Source organism: Tianxiuia mixotrophica (assembly GCF_050596425.1).
Classification (GTDB): Bacteria; Bacillota; Clostridia; order Peptostreptococcales; family Acidaminobacteraceae.
Map to the genome: position 1 here is coordinate 2,303,100 of NZ_CP192292.1, position 19,789 is coordinate 2,322,888.

General features: G+C 38.1%; 19 protein-coding genes. 17 read left to right on the forward strand and 2 right to left on the reverse strand.

Annotated elements, in window-relative coordinates:
* The first annotated feature begins 117 nt into the window (after positions 1 to 117).
* The 8 genes from ACQ4KW_RS09915 to ACQ4KW_RS09950 all read left to right on the forward strand — a co-directional run bounded on the left by ACQ4KW_RS09915 (position 118) and on the right by ACQ4KW_RS09950 (position 8,159).
* Positions 118 to 1,467: a putative DNA modification/repair radical SAM protein gene (locus ACQ4KW_RS09915; protein WP_430886375.1), complete on the forward strand. Its 1,350-nt coding sequence runs from the start codon at positions 118 to 120 to the stop codon at positions 1,465 to 1,467.
* Positions 1,464 to 2,240 carry a TIGR03915 family putative DNA repair protein gene (locus tag ACQ4KW_RS09920; RefSeq protein ID WP_430886376.1) on the forward strand — a complete coding sequence of 259 codons (777 nt, stop codon included), beginning with the start codon at positions 1,464 to 1,466 and terminating at the stop codon, positions 2,238 to 2,240. The genes ACQ4KW_RS09915 and ACQ4KW_RS09920 overlap by 4 nt, the downstream gene beginning before the upstream one ends.
* Positions 2,241 to 2,406: 166 nt before the next feature.
* Entirely contained in the window at positions 2,407 to 3,744 is a 1,338-nt protein-coding gene (locus tag ACQ4KW_RS09925) for an MATE family efflux transporter (protein ID WP_430886377.1), read from the forward strand.
* A 146-nt stretch (positions 3,745 to 3,890) separates the two neighbouring features.
* On the forward strand, positions 3,891 to 4,571 hold the full coding sequence (locus tag ACQ4KW_RS09930) for a hypothetical protein (protein ID WP_430886378.1): 681 nt from the start codon (positions 3,891 to 3,893) through the stop codon (positions 4,569 to 4,571).
* Between the two features lie 15 nt (positions 4,572 to 4,586).
* The gene (locus ACQ4KW_RS09935; protein ID WP_430886379.1) at positions 4,587 to 5,753 is read left to right on the forward strand and encodes a helix-turn-helix transcriptional regulator; all 1,167 of its coding nucleotides are present in this window, start codon (positions 4,587 to 4,589) and stop codon (positions 5,751 to 5,753) included.
* Between the two features lie 30 nt (positions 5,754 to 5,783).
* A complete protein-coding gene (locus ACQ4KW_RS09940) occupies positions 5,784 to 5,924 on the forward strand; it encodes a hypothetical protein (protein ID WP_430886380.1) in 141 nt (46 codons plus the stop codon).
* A gap of 373 nt (positions 5,925 to 6,297) precedes the next feature.
* Positions 6,298 to 6,999, forward strand: a complete 702-nt coding sequence (locus ACQ4KW_RS09945; RefSeq protein ID WP_430886381.1) for a hypothetical protein — start codon at positions 6,298 to 6,300, stop codon at positions 6,997 to 6,999.
* Positions 7,000 to 7,166: 167 nt separating this feature from the next.
* Complete coding sequence (locus ACQ4KW_RS09950) at positions 7,167 to 8,159, forward strand: DegV family protein (protein ID WP_430886382.1); 993 nt, start codon at positions 7,167 to 7,169, stop codon at positions 8,157 to 8,159.
* A gap of 73 nt (positions 8,160 to 8,232) precedes the next feature.
* Here the strand turns inward: ACQ4KW_RS09950 and ychF are convergent, their stop codons facing one another.
* On the reverse strand, positions 8,233 to 9,324 hold the full coding sequence (gene ychF / locus ACQ4KW_RS09955) for a redox-regulated ATPase YchF (protein ID WP_430886383.1): 1,092 nt from the start codon (positions 9,322 to 9,324) through the stop codon (positions 8,233 to 8,235).
* Positions 9,325 to 9,504: 180 nt separating this feature from the next.
* On the opposite strand from ychF, the gene ACQ4KW_RS09960 reads away from it, so the two are divergent.
* The 6 genes from ACQ4KW_RS09960 (at position 9,505) to ACQ4KW_RS09985 (ending at position 15,944) form a co-directional block, all read left to right on the forward strand.
* A complete protein-coding gene (locus tag ACQ4KW_RS09960; protein WP_430886384.1) occupies positions 9,505 to 10,260 on the forward strand; it encodes a hypothetical protein in 756 nt (251 codons plus the stop codon).
* A gap of 128 nt (positions 10,261 to 10,388) precedes the next feature.
* Positions 10,389 to 11,663 carry an EF-P 5-aminopentanol modification-associated protein YfmF gene (gene yfmF / locus ACQ4KW_RS09965; protein WP_430886385.1) on the forward strand — a complete coding sequence of 425 codons (1,275 nt, stop codon included), beginning with the start codon at positions 10,389 to 10,391 and terminating at the stop codon, positions 11,661 to 11,663.
* 1 nt (position 11,664) lies between these two features.
* Positions 11,665 to 12,954, forward strand: a complete 1,290-nt coding sequence (gene yfmH / locus ACQ4KW_RS09970) for an EF-P 5-aminopentanol modification-associated protein YfmH (protein WP_430886386.1) — start codon at positions 11,665 to 11,667, stop codon at positions 12,952 to 12,954.
* Between the two features lie 11 nt (positions 12,955 to 12,965).
* Entirely contained in the window at positions 12,966 to 13,712 is a 747-nt protein-coding gene (lgt, locus tag ACQ4KW_RS09975) for a prolipoprotein diacylglyceryl transferase (protein ID WP_430886387.1), read from the forward strand.
* A 280-nt stretch (positions 13,713 to 13,992) separates the two neighbouring features.
* Positions 13,993 to 15,567, forward strand: coding sequence for a putative polysaccharide biosynthesis protein (locus tag ACQ4KW_RS09980; protein WP_430886388.1), 1,575 nt, complete (start codon positions 13,993 to 13,995; stop codon positions 15,565 to 15,567).
* 26 nt (positions 15,568 to 15,593) lie between these two features.
* Positions 15,594 to 15,944 carry a hypothetical protein gene (locus ACQ4KW_RS09985; RefSeq protein ID WP_430886389.1) on the forward strand — a complete coding sequence of 117 codons (351 nt, stop codon included), beginning with the start codon at positions 15,594 to 15,596 and terminating at the stop codon, positions 15,942 to 15,944.
* Positions 15,945 to 15,991: 47 nt separating this feature from the next.
* Here the strand turns inward: ACQ4KW_RS09985 and ACQ4KW_RS09990 are convergent, their stop codons facing one another.
* Entirely contained in the window at positions 15,992 to 16,798 is an 807-nt protein-coding gene (locus tag ACQ4KW_RS09990) for an NRDE family protein (protein ID WP_430886390.1), read from the reverse strand.
* A gap of 233 nt (positions 16,799 to 17,031) precedes the next feature.
* Here ACQ4KW_RS09990 and ACQ4KW_RS09995 point away from each other — a divergent pair, with 233 nt between their 5' ends.
* The 3 genes from ACQ4KW_RS09995 (at position 17,032) to ACQ4KW_RS10005 (ending at position 19,776) form a co-directional block, all read left to right on the forward strand.
* Positions 17,032 to 17,832, forward strand: coding sequence for a carbon-nitrogen hydrolase family protein (locus ACQ4KW_RS09995; protein ID WP_430886391.1), 801 nt, complete (start codon positions 17,032 to 17,034; stop codon positions 17,830 to 17,832).
* A gap of 69 nt (positions 17,833 to 17,901) precedes the next feature.
* Positions 17,902 to 18,195, forward strand: coding sequence for a YtxH domain-containing protein (locus tag ACQ4KW_RS10000; RefSeq protein WP_430886392.1), 294 nt, complete (start codon positions 17,902 to 17,904; stop codon positions 18,193 to 18,195).
* A 213-nt stretch (positions 18,196 to 18,408) separates the two neighbouring features.
* Positions 18,409 to 19,776: an MATE family efflux transporter gene (locus ACQ4KW_RS10005; RefSeq protein ID WP_430886393.1), complete on the forward strand. Its 1,368-nt coding sequence runs from the start codon at positions 18,409 to 18,411 to the stop codon at positions 19,774 to 19,776.
* Positions 19,777 to 19,789: the final 13 nt, after the last annotated feature.

Here is a 19,789-nt window from a genome sequence, read left to right on the forward strand (position 1 = left end):
TACCCATACAAGTATTGATTCATGCATTATCCATTAAGTCAGAATGACTTGAATGAATAGTGAAATCAGTATATAATAAAAACGAACATACGTTCGATTTGTATGGAGGGGAATATTATGAATCTAAATAAAAAAATTGAAATACTCGCGGAATCCGCAAAATATGATGTTTCGTGTTCTTCGAGTGGCAGCGATCGTGCCTCAAAAGACGGGATGCTTGGAAACACGGCTTTACCAGGAATTTGTCATAGTTGGTCAGAAGATGGTCGGTGTATATCCCTGCTTAAAATATTATTGTCAAATGACTGTGTATATGATTGTGCTTACTGCGTTAACAGAAGGAGCAATGATTTCGAAAGGGCTTCTTTTACGCCCGATGAACTAGCAGAAATTACAATGAATTTTTACAGACGTAATTATATTGAAGGTTTATTCTTGAGCTCTGCTGTGCTGGAAAGCCCTGATCACACCATGGAGCTAATGTTAAGTTTGGTGAAGAGACTGCGCCTTGTGGATCGGTACAATGGTTATATTCATATGAAGGCCATTCCTGGTGCGGATATGAGACTTATTGAAGAAGCGGGTAAGTATGTTGACCGCATGAGCGTTAATATGGAGCTTCCCACAAAATCAGGACTCAAGCTTCTTGCCCCTCAGAAAAAACAGAATCAAATTGTAGAGCCAATGCAATTTATCAGAGACAGGATTATTGAGAATAAGCACGATGGACCTTATAGTCAAAAAATGAGGAGACTTAGCGGGCGAAAAACACTTGGCAGTCAACAAATTGAGACGTATAGTGGGGGGCTTGAACCCTTTGTTCCTGCAGGTCAAACAACCCAAGTCATGATAGGCGCAACAAATGACACGGATTATTCTATTATTCGCCTCTCGGAGGCTATGTATGACAAACTGCTTATGAAACGGGTATATTATTCAGCATATATTCCCATAGTTCAAAACAACAGCTTACTCCCTACAAAGGTTGAGACGCCACTTTTAAGGGAACACAGGCTCTATCAGGCAGACTGGCTGCTACGCTTTTATGGGTTTAATGCCACAGAGCTTCTTACAAAAGAAGAACCTAACTTTGATCCACTTCTTGACCCAAAGTGTAATTGGGCCATTCGAAATCTTCATTTGTTTCCCGTAGAAGTCAATAAAGCAGATATTAGTTTCCTTCTTCGTGTCCCAGGTATTGGACCCACATCCGCACGTAGAATTGTAAAGTCTAGGAAATTTGCATGGCTCAGTTTTGAAGATTTGAAGAAGATGGGGGTTGTATTAAAGCGTGCAAAGTATTTTATTTTGTGCAAAGGCAGGTATTATGGACAGGTTGATATGGAACAGACAAAAATTAGAAACATCCTTGCAGGAAGTGATCCAGATTCTAAGAAACATCACTTGAATCAGGTTCGGCTGGATAAATTATATCCTGACGCTTTTAATGGAGTGGAATTGTCATGAGTATTATATATTTATACGATGGATCTTTTGAAGGCTTGGCAACGGCGGTATATGAAGGGTACTACTCTAAAGTGAAGCCAAACGTGATCATTAGCCAGGACCATTACATTCCCACATTTTTTGATGAAAAGATAAATATTTTCACGGATAGGATAAAGGCGGATAAGGTCTTGATGGCAATCAGACAAAAGCTTGGGGAAGAGGTCTTTCAAAGAGTACTATATGCCTTTTTCTCTGAAGATGCCAATGTGGGCACAATCATATATCGGTTTATTAGAGTGGCGTTTAAACTTGGACCTAAGGTTATAGACTACCGCGCCCATGAAGACGTTGGCCCCATGCTTGATCTCTATAGGAAAGTAGCCAGAGAATCTCATAGTCTCTTGGGATTAATACGCTTTGTTGAGCTAGAAAACGGTATACTATACAGTCAGTTTGAAGGCACTTACAATGTACTGTCAATATTGGGCTCACATTTCTTTAACAGATTGAGTGGAGAGCAGTGGATTCTTCATGATCTCAAGAGAGCGCATGCAGTCTTTTGCAATGGTCAGGAGTGGGTTCTGCGCGAGGCCGACATTCCAACAGATGTTCCTCTTCATAAAAAAGAGTTGCTTTTTCAGAACCTCTGGAAGACCTATTTTAAACACATAGCAATTAAAGAAAGATCAAATCCAGACCTACAAAGAAATTTCATGCCAAAAAAATACTGGAAATACTTGATTGAGATGAATGATGATACAAATATGAACGCATTCAAGAAACTAAATTAAATTTGGAGTCAAAAGACTATATATTCTATGACGTATGGAGAAATCGGTTTTAACGACTGGGGGCGGTTTCAAATATGAGTAGAAGATTACTTTGCAAGTTGTCAACCCGTTAAGATATACTTGTTATAAAGATTTGCAATTCTATGAAAGACAAAAGAGGTAGATTATGAGACAGTCTTTGACAGAAGGAAACATAAGCAAAACCCTATTAAATCTTTCAGGCCCAATGGTTCTTGGTATGTTGGGTCTGATTATCTTTAATTTGGTCGATACATATTTTGTCAGTTTGCTGGGGACGACAGAATTGGTGGCCATTTCATTTACATTCCCGGTGGTTCTTGTCGTGAACAGCATCGCACTGGGCATAGGGCAGGGCACAGCCTCCGTTGTGTCAAGAGCAGCAGGTGCCAAAGATAAGACAAAGTTGGTCAGGTATGCAACTGAGAGCTTAACACTTGGGGTCATGGTTGTACTTTGCTTTGTCCTAATAGGTCTTCTGACGATTGAGCCACTTTTTACAGCGCTTGGTGCAGATGCCCAAGTCATGCCCTATATAAAATCTTACATGGAAGTTTGGTATCTTGGCATGGTTTTTGTGGTGATACCTATGGTCGGCAATAATTCTATTCGAGCCCTTGGAGACACGAAATCACCCAGTCTTGTTATGGTGGTGGCGGCTGTAGCCAATTCAATACTTGACCCAATGTTTATATTTGGAATGGGTCCTATTCCTGCAATGGGGGTAAGAGGGGCGGCCATTGCAACTGTTTTATCAAGGTGTATAACATTTAGTGTTGCACTTTACATACTTGTTGTTAGAGAGAAGATTGTAACCTTTTCTTATGTTCCATTATCAGAACGGTATAGAGCGTGGAAGGATATTTTGTATATTGGCGTTCCAAACGCTTTGACAAAGATTATTCAACCTCTGGGGATAGGTGTGATTACAAGACTACTTGCCACAGAAGGTCTATACGCTGTGGCTGGTTATGGTGTGGCTTCAAAGGTTGAACGCTTTGCCCTCATTTTCATAATGTCCCTAGCGGTTGTTATGACACCTTTTGTAGGACAAAACTTCGGTGCTGGAAAACTGGATCGGGTTAAGAAGGGAATAAATGTTTCTATAAAGCTGGCCCTGTGGTCCAGTCTTGTGGTATATATTGTACTTTTTATAGCAGGTGGCCATATTGGAGCCATATACAGCGACGACCCACAGGTCATAGAGGCTCTCGTTTTCTACTTGAGAACAGTGCCATTGTTTTATGGTGCATATGGCATTATACAAATAACAATGTCAGTTTTGAATGCTATTAATAGACCCTTTCAGGCTGCTCTTATAAGTCTGACCCTTATGTTTGTTATATATATTCCACTAGCGAGTGTATCTCGAACGGTATGGGGCTATCAGGGAATTTTTCTTGCACTGGCTCTGTCCTATTTTGTAGTGGCTATAATAAGTCTTTTCTGGTTAAAAAGAACAATTGCTCATGTCTATAAAATATAATATAATGTATATTGGAAAATGCGATATTAGAATTACATAATCATACAAGGAAATGAAAAAGAATTGCTGACATAGAAAATAGAAATATCGCATACTTTAACAATTTCCTAAAAATTTCAAATTTTCTTGAATTAAGGAGGTTGGGATTGTATAATCCAATTGTAGGTATCTACGAGCTAAAACGGTTTATGGGCTTATCAGATCTACCAAAATCGGATGATCGGATTGCTAGGGTGCTTCGGTACAAAAGAGGTGAGAAGTGGATTGTGGTCAATGCGGATGTGACACATTTAAAGTTTTGGGAGAACTTCTGGTGTACATATTCGGATTGTGTCTTTATCGACCTAAACAACCACATGCATAATCACAAGATTGTACTGCCTTTACCCGCGGGGATGAGTGGTTATAATCAAGTGCGCATAGATTTAAACTATGACCTGAAGGTAAGTGATCCGTTAAGAATCGTCGAATCTCAAATCACCAATACAAATACGTATATGACAAAAACATTAGACATCCTTGTTAAGAAGTCAGTGTGGGGTGGGGACCATTTAAACGCTGATAGCTTGGAGGCAAGGTTAAGAAAAGCTATTGCTATGTCTGATGAAATCATTAGCTTGTTTCGTATGAGTGACTTATTCGTTGATATCACATACTATAAACATTCTTATCATAATGAAGAATCATCGGATATGCGCTTTAACAGTGATATGAGAAGACTGTTGGAGATTGCCGAAAACAGCGGTTTGGAAGATAGTGAAAAAAAGAGTATTGAAAAAATATTTTTGGAAGGCCCAAGTGATGCTCAATTGACAAGCGAGGGTTAAATCGAGGTGGTAGATTTGGGGAAAGAAATTAATGCGGTTCGTTATTTAAGAGACAAGTATGATATTATGCAAAAGTCTCTAATTTGCCAAGGTATTTCACGACCATATTTAAGCAATTTAGAAAATGGAAAAGTGGAGATATCTCATGAAATGGCATACAGAATTTCAGAAAAGTTCAATGAGGTTTTTGCATCTAAGGGGATTGATTTAAGACTCGATAAAGAGGATTTAATGAATGCTAAGAGGCTTGTGACCAAACTTGAGCTGAATGATGAACTAGCTAAGTTTGAAAAGATTCGAAATGTTGATCATGAACAATTAAAATTAATGGAAGAAAAGTATTTGGTTGTTGAATCACCTTATGAGTATGCTAGATTAAATGGTTTACTTGGTAACTACTACTATAATAAAACTGAACGTCGTAAGGCATTGCCATTCCTAATTAAAGCTTTTGATGTACATATATCAAATAACAGTATTCCTGAAGCACTGAGTATTCTAGCGAGAGTCATCAGTGCACATGTGGAGTTAAATATTCTTGATCGTGCTAAAGCTTATGATGACTATTTTTTCAATGAGTTAGAACCACAGGTTCCTAATTTGGTTCCGCAACTAGAAGAGAAATATTACTATAATTCAGCTCTTCTTAATAAAAAACTCGGAAATTATACTTTGGCGCATAAACGTTTAGATCGGTTTTGTGAAATTAAAGCAAGGCGTGATTTAAGAAATGATTTTGTAGATGCGCTTAGAGCAAACATATTTATGGCACAGCAAGAATTAGAAAAAGCTGAGGAAACTCTCAATAATTTGTTGGATCACACTGCAGATATACAAACGAGAGTGTATGGAGAAGTCACACTACTTGAAGTCTTAACAGATATGAATCGTAAAGAGGATTTCTCTAAGAAGGTCAGATCGGTTACATATTTTATGAGAGATGTCAAACCATCTATGAACTTAAGATCTTTTTTCTATTTAACTTTAATAAGCCTTGCTGATAAAAACCATGATACAGATTATGTTTTAGGAAACATGCACGACGTAGCCGAAATTATCAGAGAGTGTGGAAATGATGCTGAATGTAAGAAACTCATTCAAATCATCAGTCGTTATTCTGTAGAGTATCAAGAAGCCGAAAAATTAAAAAAATCGCTTATAAATGCATACTTCAAATTGTGATTAGGTAAATAATATTTTGGAGGTTTATTTATGAAAAAACTACTATCGTTATTGGTTGCTTTATTAATATTGACACTTTCTGCCTCATTTTCATTTGCAGATGAGAAAGTTGAAGTACAAGAAGAAATTCATTCGTACAGTCTTCTTATTGATCCTCCTTTCTACGAGTAACATCCAAAGCCTAACCCTAAAAGGGTTAGGCTTTTTTTACATTTATGAGACTCTGCAATAGCCATTTGAAATATATCTAGAAGTGGTAGATATTGTGGTGCTTTGAAAAGGGTTGGGAAGCATTTGGTGTCAGACCTAATACCTAGGATGTTAGGACGCTTGTGTGTATGATTTATCCAAAAAATCTGTTACTATTATTGTAGGCAAAAGAAAAAAAGGAAAATAATACTAGTAATGACCTTGTTTTGCACGTTGTACAGTGCATCTGGGTCTAATCTATTACCATGTGATTATTTACTCATTAATAAATCGGGAAATCATACTGACTTTTATGCTAGGATAAGCAAAAGTCCAATTATAGGGAGTGGTTTATATGCCAGAAAATTCTAAGTTGAGTGCGGAACAAAAAATTGATATATTGCTTCACATACTAAACAGTGTTGACGAACAAGGGGTTATGAGTTTTGCTGAAGATAAGTTTGAAGCTTATTTCAATGAGTTCTCAAGACCAATAGTTGAAAACTACTTAAATGCGTTGAATAATAAAAAGTCATTGCAGTTCATGGTTTACGGTGAACCAGGCATGATTAATGAACACTTTATTAAAGTTACGAGTCCGGCTAAAATATCAAAAGAAATAAAGCTTCAAATTGATATGATGAAAGCCAAGCAAAAAGACATGATCTTAGCGATCAATGAAGAAAACAATCATTTAAAAGATCGGCTGGAAGCGGCTGAAAATGGTAAAGAGAGTTCCACGAAAGAGCCACAATCAGAGGAAGATCTTAAGTTTGTTCAAAAAATCGATGACACTTTGGATTATAGCAATAAACTTAAACGGGCTCTTAAGAAAAATAAGAATTTAGAAGTACTTGAAGGTGTTGTATCAGACACTCAAGCCTATTTAAACACGGTTAAAGAAATAAGTGTTAAATATGATGAAATGCACAGTCATTTGATCCAGCCTTTACTAAATGAAAATAGGAAGCAAATGAATAGACTCACTGTTTCCAGTGTGTTTGCAATCTTAATTGTAACTGTAATCTCACTACTCATTCTATTGGTTTTTAGTTGATATTCTTCAATAATGTAACAAAAAGTTTGTTTTTTCACCATAATTTATAGTTTTTCAGCGAATTTCATAAATAATATAGGGTAAATGTTTATTTGGAGAGTGCATTTATAAATTTAAATGCTATAATTGTTTTAAGTTTTAAATAGTATGAGATATGGGGGAACCACATGATTAAGATCTTCGCAGATTCAACTTGTGATTTGTCGCAAGAAATTGTTGAAAAGTATGATATAGGCATTGCACCACTTAGTATAACCGTTGATGGAAAAACATATAAGGATAAAATTGATCTGACTCCAGATGACTTTTATGCTATTATTGATAAATTGAGCAAACCAGCAACAACGGCTATGCCTGCGCCAACAGAGTTTTTAGCCATTATGGAAGAGGCTTATGAAGAAGGCTGTAGAGAATTTCTATGCATCACCATGTCTAGTGGGACCAGTGGATCATACCAGTCTGCAGAGATTGCCAAGACAATGTTCTTAGAGGAACATACCGAACCTGAAATTAAGGTTCATGTGGTTGATTCAAAGAGTATGAGTCATGGCAGTGGATGGCTTATCATGAAAAGTGCCATGTTGAGAGATCGGGGTATGCAATTTGAAGACTTGGTTGATTTTAACGAAGCCTTTAAAAAACACGTAAAGCACTTCTTATCTGTAGATGATCTTGACAACCTAATTAGAAGTGGGCGTCTAACGAATGCCAGTGCATTTATAGGAAAACTACTTAAAATTAAACCCATTATGTCTATGCGTGATGGAAAAGGCGCCATTGTGGCCAAGGAACGTGGTCGTAAAAAAGTCATGACCCATTACGTGGAAGCTTTTAAAAATAGAAACCATGCTGTAATGAATGATTTTATAATCATTGGATACACATCGGACAAAAGTGTGGCATTGAATCTTCAAAATAAGATTATTGACGAGGTTGGATATAAGGGTGATATATACATCATGCAAATGGGTGTTGCAGTAGGAACCCATGTTGGTCTTGGTGGCCTGTCATTGTTCTTTATGGAAAAAGACAGAAAACATGACGGTCTTCTTGTCAATGAAATGAACAGTCTTATGAAGAAGAAAAATGAAGTGATGGCAAGAATGTCAGAACTCAATTTGCATTTCAATGAAAACGCTGGTAAAAAGAAGACGAAATAAAGAAGTGAGTTAAATAAAAATCCGCCAACACTGTTTAAATTAAAGTGTTGGCGGATTTATTTTATTAATAAATTTATACGTTGAATCTAAACAGAATCACATCGCCATCTTTAACAATGTAATCCTTGCCTTCAAGGCGTACTGCACCTTTTTCCTTAGCGGCAGCCATAGAACCGTGTTCAGTAAGGGCGTTGAAAGCGATTGTTTCAGCACGGATAAATCCACGTTCAATGTCGGTATGAATTTTTCTACCTGCTTGAGGTGCCTTTGTTCCATTTTTAATGGTCCAAGCACGTACTTCCTGAGGTCCTGCTGTCAGGAAGGAAATAAGGCCTAGAAGATGATAAGAGGCATGTACAAGTTTATCAAGACCGGATTCCGATAAGCCAAGATCTTCTAAAAAGGCCATTTTATCGTCATCATCAAGTTCAGAAATTTCTTGTTCAATCTGAGCACAAATCGTAATAACTTCCGCATCTTCTGTTTGAGCAAAATCGCGAACCTCTTTAACGAAGTGGTTTTCCTCACCTGAAACCAGATCTTCTTCAGAAACATTCGCTACATATATAATAGGCTTGTAACTAAGCATATTCAAAGACTTAGCAAAGATTTCTTCATCAGGGGTTAAATCAAGAGTACGTGCTGATTTACCTTCTTCTAATACAGCAATAATTCTCTTAAGCAGATCAAGTTCTGCTTGTAAGGACTTGTCACCCTTAAGAGCCTTTTGGGTTCTTTGAATACGTCTTTCAAGCATTTCTGTATCTGAAAAAATGAGCTCAAGGTTAATGGTTTCAATATCTTTAGAAGGTCCAATTTCACCATCGACATGAACCACATTTGGGTCTTCGAAACATCTCACAACGTGTACGATAGATTCAACCTCGCGAATATGGCTTAGAAACTTATTTCCAAGACCTTCCCCTTTACTGGCTCCCTTTACAAGGCCTGCAATATCGTAAAACTCAATAGCTGTTGGGACTATTTTTTTTGAATTATACATATCTTTAAGGGTGTTCAGTCTCTTATCTGGTACAGAAACAACACCAACATTTGGATCGATTGTACAGAATGGATAATTGGCAGACTCAGCGCCAGCTTTCGTTATTGCATTAAATAGGGTACTTTTGCCGACATTTGGCAGTCCCACGATTCCTAATTTCATTTAGATCTCCCTTTCATTTATAAGTCTCTTTAAAATAAAGAGGTAAGTTTCTTTAGCAGATATTAACACACCTAAGAATTATATACGAAATAGCTTTAAGAATCAACAAAATACAACATGGACACGAAGTGGTCACATCACATTGTTATAATACTAACGACATAGAAGAGAGGGATGAATGTGAACAAGAAATGGCTATGGGGCAGTGCGATCATTGCTGGTATGATATTAGGCGCTATAATTGGGGTGCTTGATTTGGAAATGCGTGCTACCACTATTGGACCACTCGTGTTGAGTATTTTTGCAGTTTATATGCTTGCAATCATCTGGACATCGATAAGAAAACAAAAAAATATAATCAAGATACTCATGGTGCAGGGGCAACCACAGTTGTATTTGCAAAGGATGAATCTTTTGAGGAATCAAATTCGGGGAGATAAGTTCAAGAGACTCATTGAAATAAATATTGCAACAGGCCTTATTTACGAGGGGCGAGTTGATGAAGCCCTTGTCATTTTGGAGACTTTATCATTGAAAGGGTTTAGTCCAATGCATAAAGGCGTCTACTATAACAACCTCGCATTTGCCTATCTTATGCAAAATAGAGTGCATGACTCACAAGAGATCTTTAAAAAGCATATTGGTGAAATGCTCGCTGCGGATAGAGACCCTATGGTTAAGTCCTGTGCACGTTGCAACCAAGCTATTTTAGATTTTAAGCAAAACAGAATGCATATTGCTCACGATACCTTAGATCGACTTCTTGAGAAGGATTTATTGCCCCTTCAAAAGGCTGTGATTCTTTACTATAAGGGACTTATAATGAAAGAACTTGGAAAAGAGGGAATTGGTCGCATATTTGAAGAAAGTTCTTCCCATGCAGGAAGCACGGTGTTTAAAGAACTTTCTGACACTGCACTCAATTCGATTCAGTAGTCACAATACCTTAAGAAATCCTTAGACCGTCTGGCTTTTGCTGGACGGTCTATTTTTACACTGATATAATGGGTAATGGTGACACATTATATCAGTGTCTAGAGTGAATACTGGGAAGGAATGACAAAATGATTGATGAAATCCGCGTCATAGAAATGGCGGATCAGGTAAAACTTCACCTGATCAAATCAGACAAATTCAAAACTGATTTGATTGGTGTATATATTAAGCGCCCATTAAATGAAAAGGAAGCAACCTACAACACGCTTTTAACTAGAATACTGGAACAGGGGACGAGGTCATGGCCAAATTCGAAGGCTCTTAATAATGCCCTTGACAACCTCTATGGTGGTATTCTATCTTGCGATGTGAACAAATACGGCGAACTACATGCCATGCAGTTTAAATTGCAATTACCAAACGAAAAGCATATTAAAGATAAAAATCTACTCACTTCAGGACTGGAAATTTTAAATGAAGTCCTTAAAGATCCAATCAAGGAAAATGGACTCTTTAAAGAAGATGTTTTTAACAATGAGGTCAGAAACTTACGCGAGGAAATTCAAGGACGCGTTAACGATAAAATGATGTATGCCATAGACCGGTGTATGGAACATATGTGTGAGAAAGAACCGTTTAGATTTTATCAGTACGGAACTGTCGAAATGCTTGATACAATTACAAACGGTGACTTGATGGACCATTATAACCATATTCTTAAGAGCTCTCCAATAGACATTGTTCTTGTGGGAGATATTGATTTCGAAAAAACACAGGATTTAATTCTTGAGAACTTCACTTTCGAAAGAGAAAAAATTATAAATATACCTAAATCAGTCACGGATGTTCCGGTGACTAAAATTAAGTCTGTACATGAAAACTTTGACGTGACCCAGGCCAAGCTAACCCTTGGACTTAGAACAAATATTCCGTTTTCACATCCACTCTATAATGCAAGTGTCTTATTTTCTAATATACTTGGAGGCGGTGCAAGTTCAAAGCTCTTTAAAAATGTTCGAGAAAAAGCATCTCTTTGCTATTACATTTTTTCCAGGGTGGAAAAATATAAGGGGATTATGCTGATTAGTTCAGGCATTGAAGCTGAAAATAGACAAAAAGCTATGGATCTTATACAAATTGAAATGGATAAAATGGTAACAGGTCTATTTGATGATGACGATGTAAAAATGGCGAAAGATTCATTATCTAGTGCTGTACGATCAATAACTGACTATCCTAATTCTTTTATGAATTTTTACTACTCACAAAAAATGAGTGGCAAACCATTTGATATGGCTGGTCTACTTAAGAAAATTGAGCTGGTCACAAAAGAAGAAATTATTGAAGCAGGAAAGCGTATGACTCTAGATACAGTATATTTTTTAGCTAAGGAAGGTGAATAGAATGATGGAATATTCAGTAGATCATCGACACGACAGCCTTCTAAATGAAAGTGTATATAAAATTATTCACAGCTCAGGCTTAGAAATTCAATTTATGCCAAAAGCGGGATATACAAAGAAATTTGCATATTTCGCAACACGCTACGGGGCCATGTATAACAACTTTGAACTTAAAGATGGACAAGCGGTTGAAATGCCCCTTGGCATAGCGCACTTCCTAGAACACAAAATATTCGAGGAATCGGATGGAGATATATTCGACAAATTCTCAAGACTTGGCGCCAATGTCAATGCGTACACAAATTTCAACTCAACGGCGTACATGTTTTCAACAGTGGATAACTTTTATGACTGCTTAAAGCTCCTTTTAGGCTTTGTACAAAGATGTCATTTAACAGATGATAATGTTGAAAAAGAAAAGGGGATAATCGGTCAGGAAATCAAGATGTATGACGATGATCCTGACTGGAAAGTTTATTTCAATACCTTGAAAGAAATGTATCATAATCATCCTGTAAGAGAAGATGTTGCAGGATCAATTGAGTCTGTTTATGCAACAACGCGAGATCAGTTGCAGATGTGTTATGATTCGTTTTATGTGCCAGAAAACATGATCCTTTTTGTAGTTGGGGATTTAGAGTTAGATGAAATAATGAGAAGTGTTGAGGCTGGTATTTCAACAGATTATGCTAAACGGGGACAAACACCAAAGCTCTTGCTCCCTGAAGAACCTAAAAGTGTTCGAGAAAAAGAAGTTAGACAAGTTATGAATGTTCCAGTGCCTTTATTTATGATAGGGTTTAAAGACCCGGTTCTGATGGGAGACCCTAAACGGGCTCTGCAAAAGACCATTGCCATGAAGCTGGCCCTAGACATGTATTTTGGCAAAAGCTCAACCTTCTATTCTGATAATTATGAAGCGGGAATAATAAACGCATCCTTCTACCATGAATATTCTAGTGGCCTAGAGTATGGGCATGTTATGTTTGGTGGAGAATCTGCAGAATATGAGAAGGTTTTTGAGGCAGTCAAAGAGGAAATTAAAAAAATTCAAGATAAAGGCATAGACCACGAAGCTTTTAACAGGGTTAAGAGAAAGGCAATCGGTCGTTATTTAAGTGCCTTTAACTCTGTCCAGTATGTAGCGGGAGCCTTTGTTTCTTACTTTATGAAGCATATGGATCTGTTTGATTATTTGGGTATCCTTGAAGATATGTCACCTGAATTTGTGGAAAACACAATTAAGACACATCTCAAGTCAGACAATGTTGTCTTGTCAGTTGTAGAATAGGAGGGATTATTATGGATCCGATAGCATTTGAGATTTTTGGTTTTCAAATCAGATGGTACGGTATTTTTATAGCAACAGGGCTTTTACTAGCCACATTATTGATCCTTCAAAGGTCAAAAAAACTAGGATTTGAAGAGGATACAATTATTGACTTGGTGATTGTATGCATGCCATCAGCAATTATTGGTGCAAGACTCTATTATGTTTTATTTAACTGGTCGTATTATCAGGGCGATATTATGAAAATGATAAACATAAGAGGTGGTGGACTGGCCATACATGGTGGCGTCTTGGCCGGCGTTCTTGCAGGTTGGATATACACGAGAATAAAAAAATTAGACTTCACCAAATTAATTGATATTTGTGCTCCCGGCCTTATACTAGGTCAAGCCATTGGGCGGTGGGGAAACTTTTTCAATAATGAAGCGCATGGTGGTCCAACCGACCTGCCTTGGGGAATCATGGTTGAGGGGCAAAAGGTCCATCCAACCTTCTTCTACGAGTTTGTGTGGAACTTATTTGTCCTGGGTGTCCTATTAAAGCACCGTGACAATAAGAAATTTGACGGAGAGGTTTTTTTACTCTATATGGGCATGTACTCTATTGGACGGTTTTTCATAGAAGGGATGCGTACAGACAGCTTGATGCTCGGACCTCTTCGAATGGCTCAGGTTATTAGTATTGCATTTATTGTACTTGGTTTTGGATCTATCTGGTTTATTCGAAAAAGAATCAAAGGGTCCAAGCCGGATCTATAAAATTACTCATAAATGATTTGCCCGCAAAGGGACGGTTTTATCCTATTGATGCACAATATATAGTCAGTCATCAATTAAAAAAACTAGATGTGGTATGGTGTCTTCGCTGAGATGTTTTGCGGGCTTGTAAATAACATAATATGTTAGCTATGAACGTCAGAAAATTTACTGACGTTCATATTTTTGTTACACATTTTTTGTTAAAATGCCTTATACTTAAAAAGATTCGAAAATATGAATCATAACACATGAAATGTAGGTTGGGAGACGATCAGAAATTATGAAGAGACAGTCGTTTATTAAGGGCTCCTTGATCCTTATGATATTGGGCTTTATATCAAGAGCGTTTGGCGTATTTTTTAAGGTGCCGCTGGATTATCTTGTTGGTGAAGAGGGACAAGGGCTCTATTATATACTATATCCGGTCTATGCTGCTTTTATTGCCATGTCTTCAGTGGGTTTGACAATGGCTTTATCAAAGCAGATTGCTGAGTACCGTGCAACAAAAAAAGACAGTCATGCATGGATGAGTTTTAAATTGGCCTTTGGTTTGTTTTTGGGTTTTGGACTCATCATGACAATTGTGCTCTTTGCTGGCGTAAACCACATTATTACACTTCTTAAATGGCCAGAAGAAACATACTGGGGATTGATAGGCCTTGGGGCCGCGCCTCTTATAGTTTCAATCATGTCAGCCTTTAGAGGACTGTTTCAAGGTCATGAAAACATGGTACCCACAGGAGTTTCCATGATTATTGAGCAGTTTGCAAGAGTGGTTTTCGGCATAGGCCTGACTTGGTTTTTTATGGACAAATATAACGATATTGGACTGGCTGTTGGTGGTGCAACATTTGGTGCAGCGGCCGGAGGTCTATTTGCTACTATATATTTAGTGACTACCTTTATGGGCTATAAAAAACACATAATTGTTAAAGATATTGAAATCGGCAGGGAAGAGAAAAAAATCATCTTAAAGAAACTGCTTAGTATGGCAGTTCCAATTGCTATGGGCAGTGCTATTATTTCTGTAATGGGCCTGGTGGACTCGGTTATGTTACCGGCAGCTTTAACAGAACTCACTGGCGACTCCCACGACGCCCTCGAGCTTATCGGGGGTTACTCAAGAGCCAACACAATTATGAACATACCCCTGATTATATCATTGTCAATTAGCACCAGCATTGTTCCATTCGTAGCCAAAGCTTGGGAGCTAAAAGAGTTTGATGTGGTTCATAGGCGTATTGGAATGGGCATGAAGATGGGAACGCTCCTTGCATTTCCTGCGGCTGTAGGTATTGCTGTTCTATCCCATGACCTAATTGGTTTGATATTTTCCTCGACCATAGGTGGTCAGGTGCTTATTCCCCTTGCTTTTGCTCTGGTTTTTATTATTTACTCGCAAATACAAACCAATGTACTCAATGCCATAGGGAAACCCGTTGTTCCTGTTCGTAACATGTTGCTTGGTGTGGCGGTTAAAGTCCTGCTTAATTTGATCCTTGTTCCGAACCCGAACTTTGGACTTATGGGCGCGGGCTACGCAGTAATCACTGCCTATATGGTAACGACTTATTTGAACAGCCGTTCCCTAAACAAATACACAGGCTACAGCTTTGATGTTAAAAAACTTATTCGCAAGCCAACCCTTTCCGTATTTGGCATGTGGGTCGGGCTTGTTGTGACGGGCATTGTGTTTGACAGTCTTTTACCTGATCGTATTGTAACTTTGATTTCAGTGAGTGTAGGGGCTATAATTTATGGCCTATTAATTATTAAACAGCAGTATTTGGATCAGGCAGAGATTTCACAAATACCAGTGCTACAAAAAATCGAAAATTTGCTTGTTAAGAAATAGTATAAAAATAGAAATGAGGTGATGTAATGACAGAACTGCTTAGTTGCGTGCTCTGTGATGAAGTGCAAGAATTGGATGAAGGCATGTTTAATTATATACGGGCGAGAAATGTCTTTTTTGAGATGGGTCCCACATATTTTGAACTTGTTCTCAATTACAAGTCCCTAGATGAAGAGATAGATGAACACGTCACCATAACAGCGCCTTCGGGAACTGAACTTGCAGACGTGCATGAAAAATTTGAGCAAAACAGTTATTATTTCACATCGATTCATGAAGTTGAAGTGGACCTAGACGAAATTGGTGAGTATAAGGTGACAGTTGTCACCAATAGGAAGAAATACAAGTATTCATTTGACGTTAGTCTCGAACAATAAAATGAGGGTCCAGTGCACTGATATGCACTGGACCCCTTCTTTGTATGTTATGTTCTTTTGAAATCATGTGTTTCGTTTGAAGGAATGTCAATATCGAATTCGTGGGTACGGAGTTCCCATTTGCCATTGTTGTCCCGGCTTCTTTCCACAAATACGGCATGCATATCATTGTCAACCAGTATGACGGTTTGAAATCTTGTGCCATAGTTTTTGTGCGGAATATCTATGAAAGTGCTGGACAAGGGACGTTCCATCTCAAGTCCAATACCAGTGTCGGGTAACATTTCATCTGGTGGTATTGTCTTGTCATCTAAGACGTTAAAAAGAGAATTTGGGGAGATAGCCTCATGTCTATCGACAATGGTTTTTAATACCATTTTGCCAGTGGCAACTTTTGGCCAGGGCGTATCAAGTAGGTGATTGCTAAGTCCGTATATTCCAGGAGGTAGTACATGAACTTGTCTATCAATGTTGGAGTAATAAGAAAGCTCGTTCATATCACCAACTATAAGGTTAAACGGATTAAATTTATGTGCTTTTAACGAAATGATTTCGCAGTATTTTTGAGGCAGGGGTTTATATACTAAAAAATCCCGAACCAAGTGTCCCCGAGATATGGTATCAGCCCGAATCATAGAAAAGTCTCTAAAGTTTGTGACGAAAGCAAAGTGACCACTTTTGGTTATGCCTGTCCAGGTGCCATTTTCCTTTGAGTCTACACCTGCTAGAATACTGTCATCACTGTCCCAAAAATGGGCAGGAATTGAGGGTCTGTCATAGAATTCATCTCTGTTTCCCATGAAAATTAGGGGGTATTTATTGTGAACCTTGTATGCGAAAAAGACAGTGCACATAGGGATCTCCTTTCAATATAAGAGCTAGATTATTTAATTTCTACCCATTGGGTGAAGAAAAATAGTTGAAATGGTGAATTGATATTAATAAATTGGAATGACTAGAAAATTAATGAATCCTTCAGAAATAGTTTGTACGATTTGTGTTAAAATAGGGAATGAGAAAATTAAGCGATATTATAAATGGTTTTATACCTTGCCGTCAGGTTTGATGGATGAACTTGGAGGTTTAAATGAGAATAGCCTTATGCCAAATGACTGTCGTTGATAACAAAAATACCAATTTGGAAACGGCCAGTCGAATGATAAAAGAAGCCTCTTCAAAGGGGGCAGATATTGTTGTGTTGCCAGAAATGTTTAATTGTCCTTATTCGAATGAACATTTTCATAAGTATGCCGAAAAGGAAAATGGCTACACATTCAGTCAGTTGTCCGAATGGGCTGCTGAACATGGTCTTATTATTGTTGGTGGAAGCATTCCTGAGAAGTCAGGCGCGCATGTCTACAACACTTCTTTTGTATTTAACTCGAATGGTCAGTGTTTAGGCAAGCATAGGAAGGCCCATCTTTTTGATATTGACGTGCCTGGCGGCATTACATTTAAAGAATCTGAAACATTAACAGCTGGAAACACTTCAACTGTTATTGATACTGAGTTTGGGAAAATGGGACTGGCTATTTGTTATGACATCAGATTTCCTGAGCTTTTTCGAAAAATGGTGTTAGAGGGCGCTCAGTTTATTATTGTGCCTGCTGCCTTCAACATGACCACTGGACCTGCTCACTGGGAGTTGACAGCTAGGGCCCGCGCTCTTGATAATCAAGTTTTTATGGCTTTATGTTCTCCAGCAAGAGATGATGACGGTCTTTATAAGGCTTATGGCCACACACTTGTAACGAGTCCTTGGGGCGATGTCATTGCCGCTTTAAAAGAGAGTGAAGGTCTTCTTATGGTCGACATTGAACTCGAAAAAGAGGATGAAGTTAGGAGAAACCTGCCCCTGCTTAAACATAGAAAGCCTGAAATGTACTAAACAGAGAATGTTTGTTTCAGTCTATTTGTGGTAAATATGAAGCAAAGGTTGAATGAAGGAGGGAATTTTATGTTGAATATGCACAAAAAAAGATATGAAGAATTAGAACGTTACAGAAAAAGAACAAACGGTGTAAAATTCGTTGAGGGTTTACTTATTGGTACTGCAATGGGACTGATGGCGGGTATGATGCTTGCACCAAAGCCAGGTCGTGAAACACTTGAAGATATCAAGGGTGAAACAAAGCGTTTGGTTGAAAAGGGCAAGGACATGATGCATTCATGTGAAGATGAGTTCGATGACATGCTTGATGATGTGCTCCCTGAACCAGATACAATTGAGTTTGATTTAGAGAACGAATAGCCAAAAGAAGGTACGATTCATTCGCTAAAAAAATTAAAGATCCATGCCCTTCGTCATCCCCGATATATTTTTATTCTTAAATATCTATATAAGCTATGACGGGGGTACTTGAATGACATTTTGCAAGTTGCTCAAATAACAAATTAATAAGAGTGAAGAAATCCACTTAAAAACTTTCCAAAGTTTGAGTGGATTTTTTTGGAGGAAAAAAGAATGAAAAGCAAGAAGTTTACCAAGTCAATGCTCGTAATAGCCGTTCCGATCATGATTCAGTCTCTTATAACGGCTTCGGTAAATCTCATTGACACCGTTATGATTGGAAAGCTTGGGGAAAAATCTATTGCGTCGCTGGGCATTACAAACCAGTATTTTATGCTATACAGTATATTGGTCATTGGCCTCTATACAGGTGTGGGCGTTCTTATATCGCAGTACTGGGGCAAGAATAACCAAGAAAAAATCAAAGATTTTACATCACTGCAGATCAAACTTGGATTTGCACTGTCAGTATTTTTCGCCTTGATTGGCTATTTTTATCCAAGACAAATTGTGGGCCTATTCTCAAGTGATGGTGAAGTGATAAGACTGGGCGCATCCTATCTTAGGATTGTTATAGTAGGCTATATACCTTTTGCCGTTGCAGGCGGGTATGGGGTTGCCAGCAGGAGTATAGGAAATACGGTTATACCTATGATGGCAAGTCTTGTCGCTGTCTTTGTCAACGTGATTCTAAATTATGGTTTGATTTATGGTAATCTTGGTATGCCAATGATGGGGGTTAGAGGCGCGGCCCTGGCAACATCAATTGCACGTATTATTGAAATGCTTGTGGTTATTATTGCAGTTTACAGTAGCAAAAATGTTTTAGCTATTAAATTGCCTAAGTTGTTGGTTTTTGATAAGCAAGCCTTCAAGCAAGCCAGTGGACCAATGTCCCAAGTTGTACTGAATGATCTATGTTGGGTGCTTGGCATGATGATATATACAATGTTGTATGGTCGAATCGGTACTGGTGCCATAGCTTCCATTCAAATTATGACCACAGTTCAGCAAATGTTCATGATAGCCATTATTGCTGTGTCCAGTGCGGCATGTGTCATGATTGGGAAGTTGGTAGGTGAAAATGACTATGACACAGCAAAAGAACTGTCTTGGTACTTTTTAAGAGTTGTTCTTTTCATAACAGTGGCCATTGCAGTTGCCGTTTATGCGGGCGTGAATGTCATTCTTATGGTATTCACATTGTCTCCAGAAGTCTACTCAGCAGCAAGGGCCTTATTGATTTTATCAGCTTTTATTATGCCTGTTCGCGGTCTTGCCATTCTATATATTATTGGAATATTAAGAGGTGGTGGAGATGCCAAGGGGGCTCTTAAAATTGAGCTCTTTACAATGTGGCTTATTGGTGTGCCCCTTTGCTATATAGGCTCAATTATTCTTCAGTGGCCAGTGGAGTATGTTTATATAATGGTTGCCACAGAAGAGTTTGCCAAGCTCATACTATCTTTTGTAAGATTCAAAAAGGGAGACTGGATTAGAAACTTTACAGAGGTAGATGAAGCTGTTGATCTGAGTCTATAAATAATATCTTGAT

Excerpts from the sequence above, each read along its gene's own strand:
- ACQ4KW_RS09925 (WP_430886377.1), top strand. The coding sequence starts at position 2,407 with ATGAGACAGTCTTTGACAGAAGGAAACATAAGCAAAACCCTATTAAAT.
- ACQ4KW_RS09990 (WP_430886390.1), bottom strand. The coding sequence starts at position 16,798 with ATGTGCACTGTCTTTTTCGCATACAAGGTTCACAATAAATACCCCCTA.
- ACQ4KW_RS10005 (WP_430886393.1), top strand. The coding sequence starts at position 18,409 with ATGAAAAGCAAGAAGTTTACCAAGTCAATGCTCGTAATAGCCGTTCCG.
- ychF (WP_430886383.1), bottom strand. The coding sequence starts at position 9,324 with ATGAAATTAGGAATCGTGGGACTGCCAAATGTCGGCAAAAGTACCCTA.
- lgt (WP_430886387.1), top strand. The coding sequence starts at position 12,966 with ATGGATCCGATAGCATTTGAGATTTTTGGTTTTCAAATCAGATGGTAC.
- ACQ4KW_RS09915 (WP_430886375.1), top strand. The coding sequence starts at position 118 with ATGAATCTAAATAAAAAAATTGAAATACTCGCGGAATCCGCAAAATAT.
- ACQ4KW_RS09980 (WP_430886388.1), top strand. The coding sequence starts at position 13,993 with ATGAAGAGACAGTCGTTTATTAAGGGCTCCTTGATCCTTATGATATTG.
- ACQ4KW_RS09945 (WP_430886381.1), top strand. The coding sequence starts at position 6,298 with ATGCCAGAAAATTCTAAGTTGAGTGCGGAACAAAAAATTGATATATTG.
- yfmH (WP_430886386.1), top strand. The coding sequence starts at position 11,665 with ATGATGGAATATTCAGTAGATCATCGACACGACAGCCTTCTAAATGAA.
- ACQ4KW_RS09985 (WP_430886389.1), top strand. The coding sequence starts at position 15,594 with ATGACAGAACTGCTTAGTTGCGTGCTCTGTGATGAAGTGCAAGAATTG.
- ACQ4KW_RS09940 (WP_430886380.1), top strand. The coding sequence starts at position 5,784 with ATGAAAAAACTACTATCGTTATTGGTTGCTTTATTAATATTGACACTT.
- ACQ4KW_RS09995 (WP_430886391.1), top strand. The coding sequence starts at position 17,032 with ATGAGAATAGCCTTATGCCAAATGACTGTCGTTGATAACAAAAATACC.
- ACQ4KW_RS09950 (WP_430886382.1), top strand. The coding sequence starts at position 7,167 with ATGATTAAGATCTTCGCAGATTCAACTTGTGATTTGTCGCAAGAAATT.
- yfmF (WP_430886385.1), top strand. The coding sequence starts at position 10,389 with ATGATTGATGAAATCCGCGTCATAGAAATGGCGGATCAGGTAAAACTT.
- ACQ4KW_RS09920 (WP_430886376.1), top strand. The coding sequence starts at position 1,464 with ATGAGTATTATATATTTATACGATGGATCTTTTGAAGGCTTGGCAACG.
- ACQ4KW_RS10000 (WP_430886392.1), top strand. The coding sequence starts at position 17,902 with ATGTTGAATATGCACAAAAAAAGATATGAAGAATTAGAACGTTACAGA.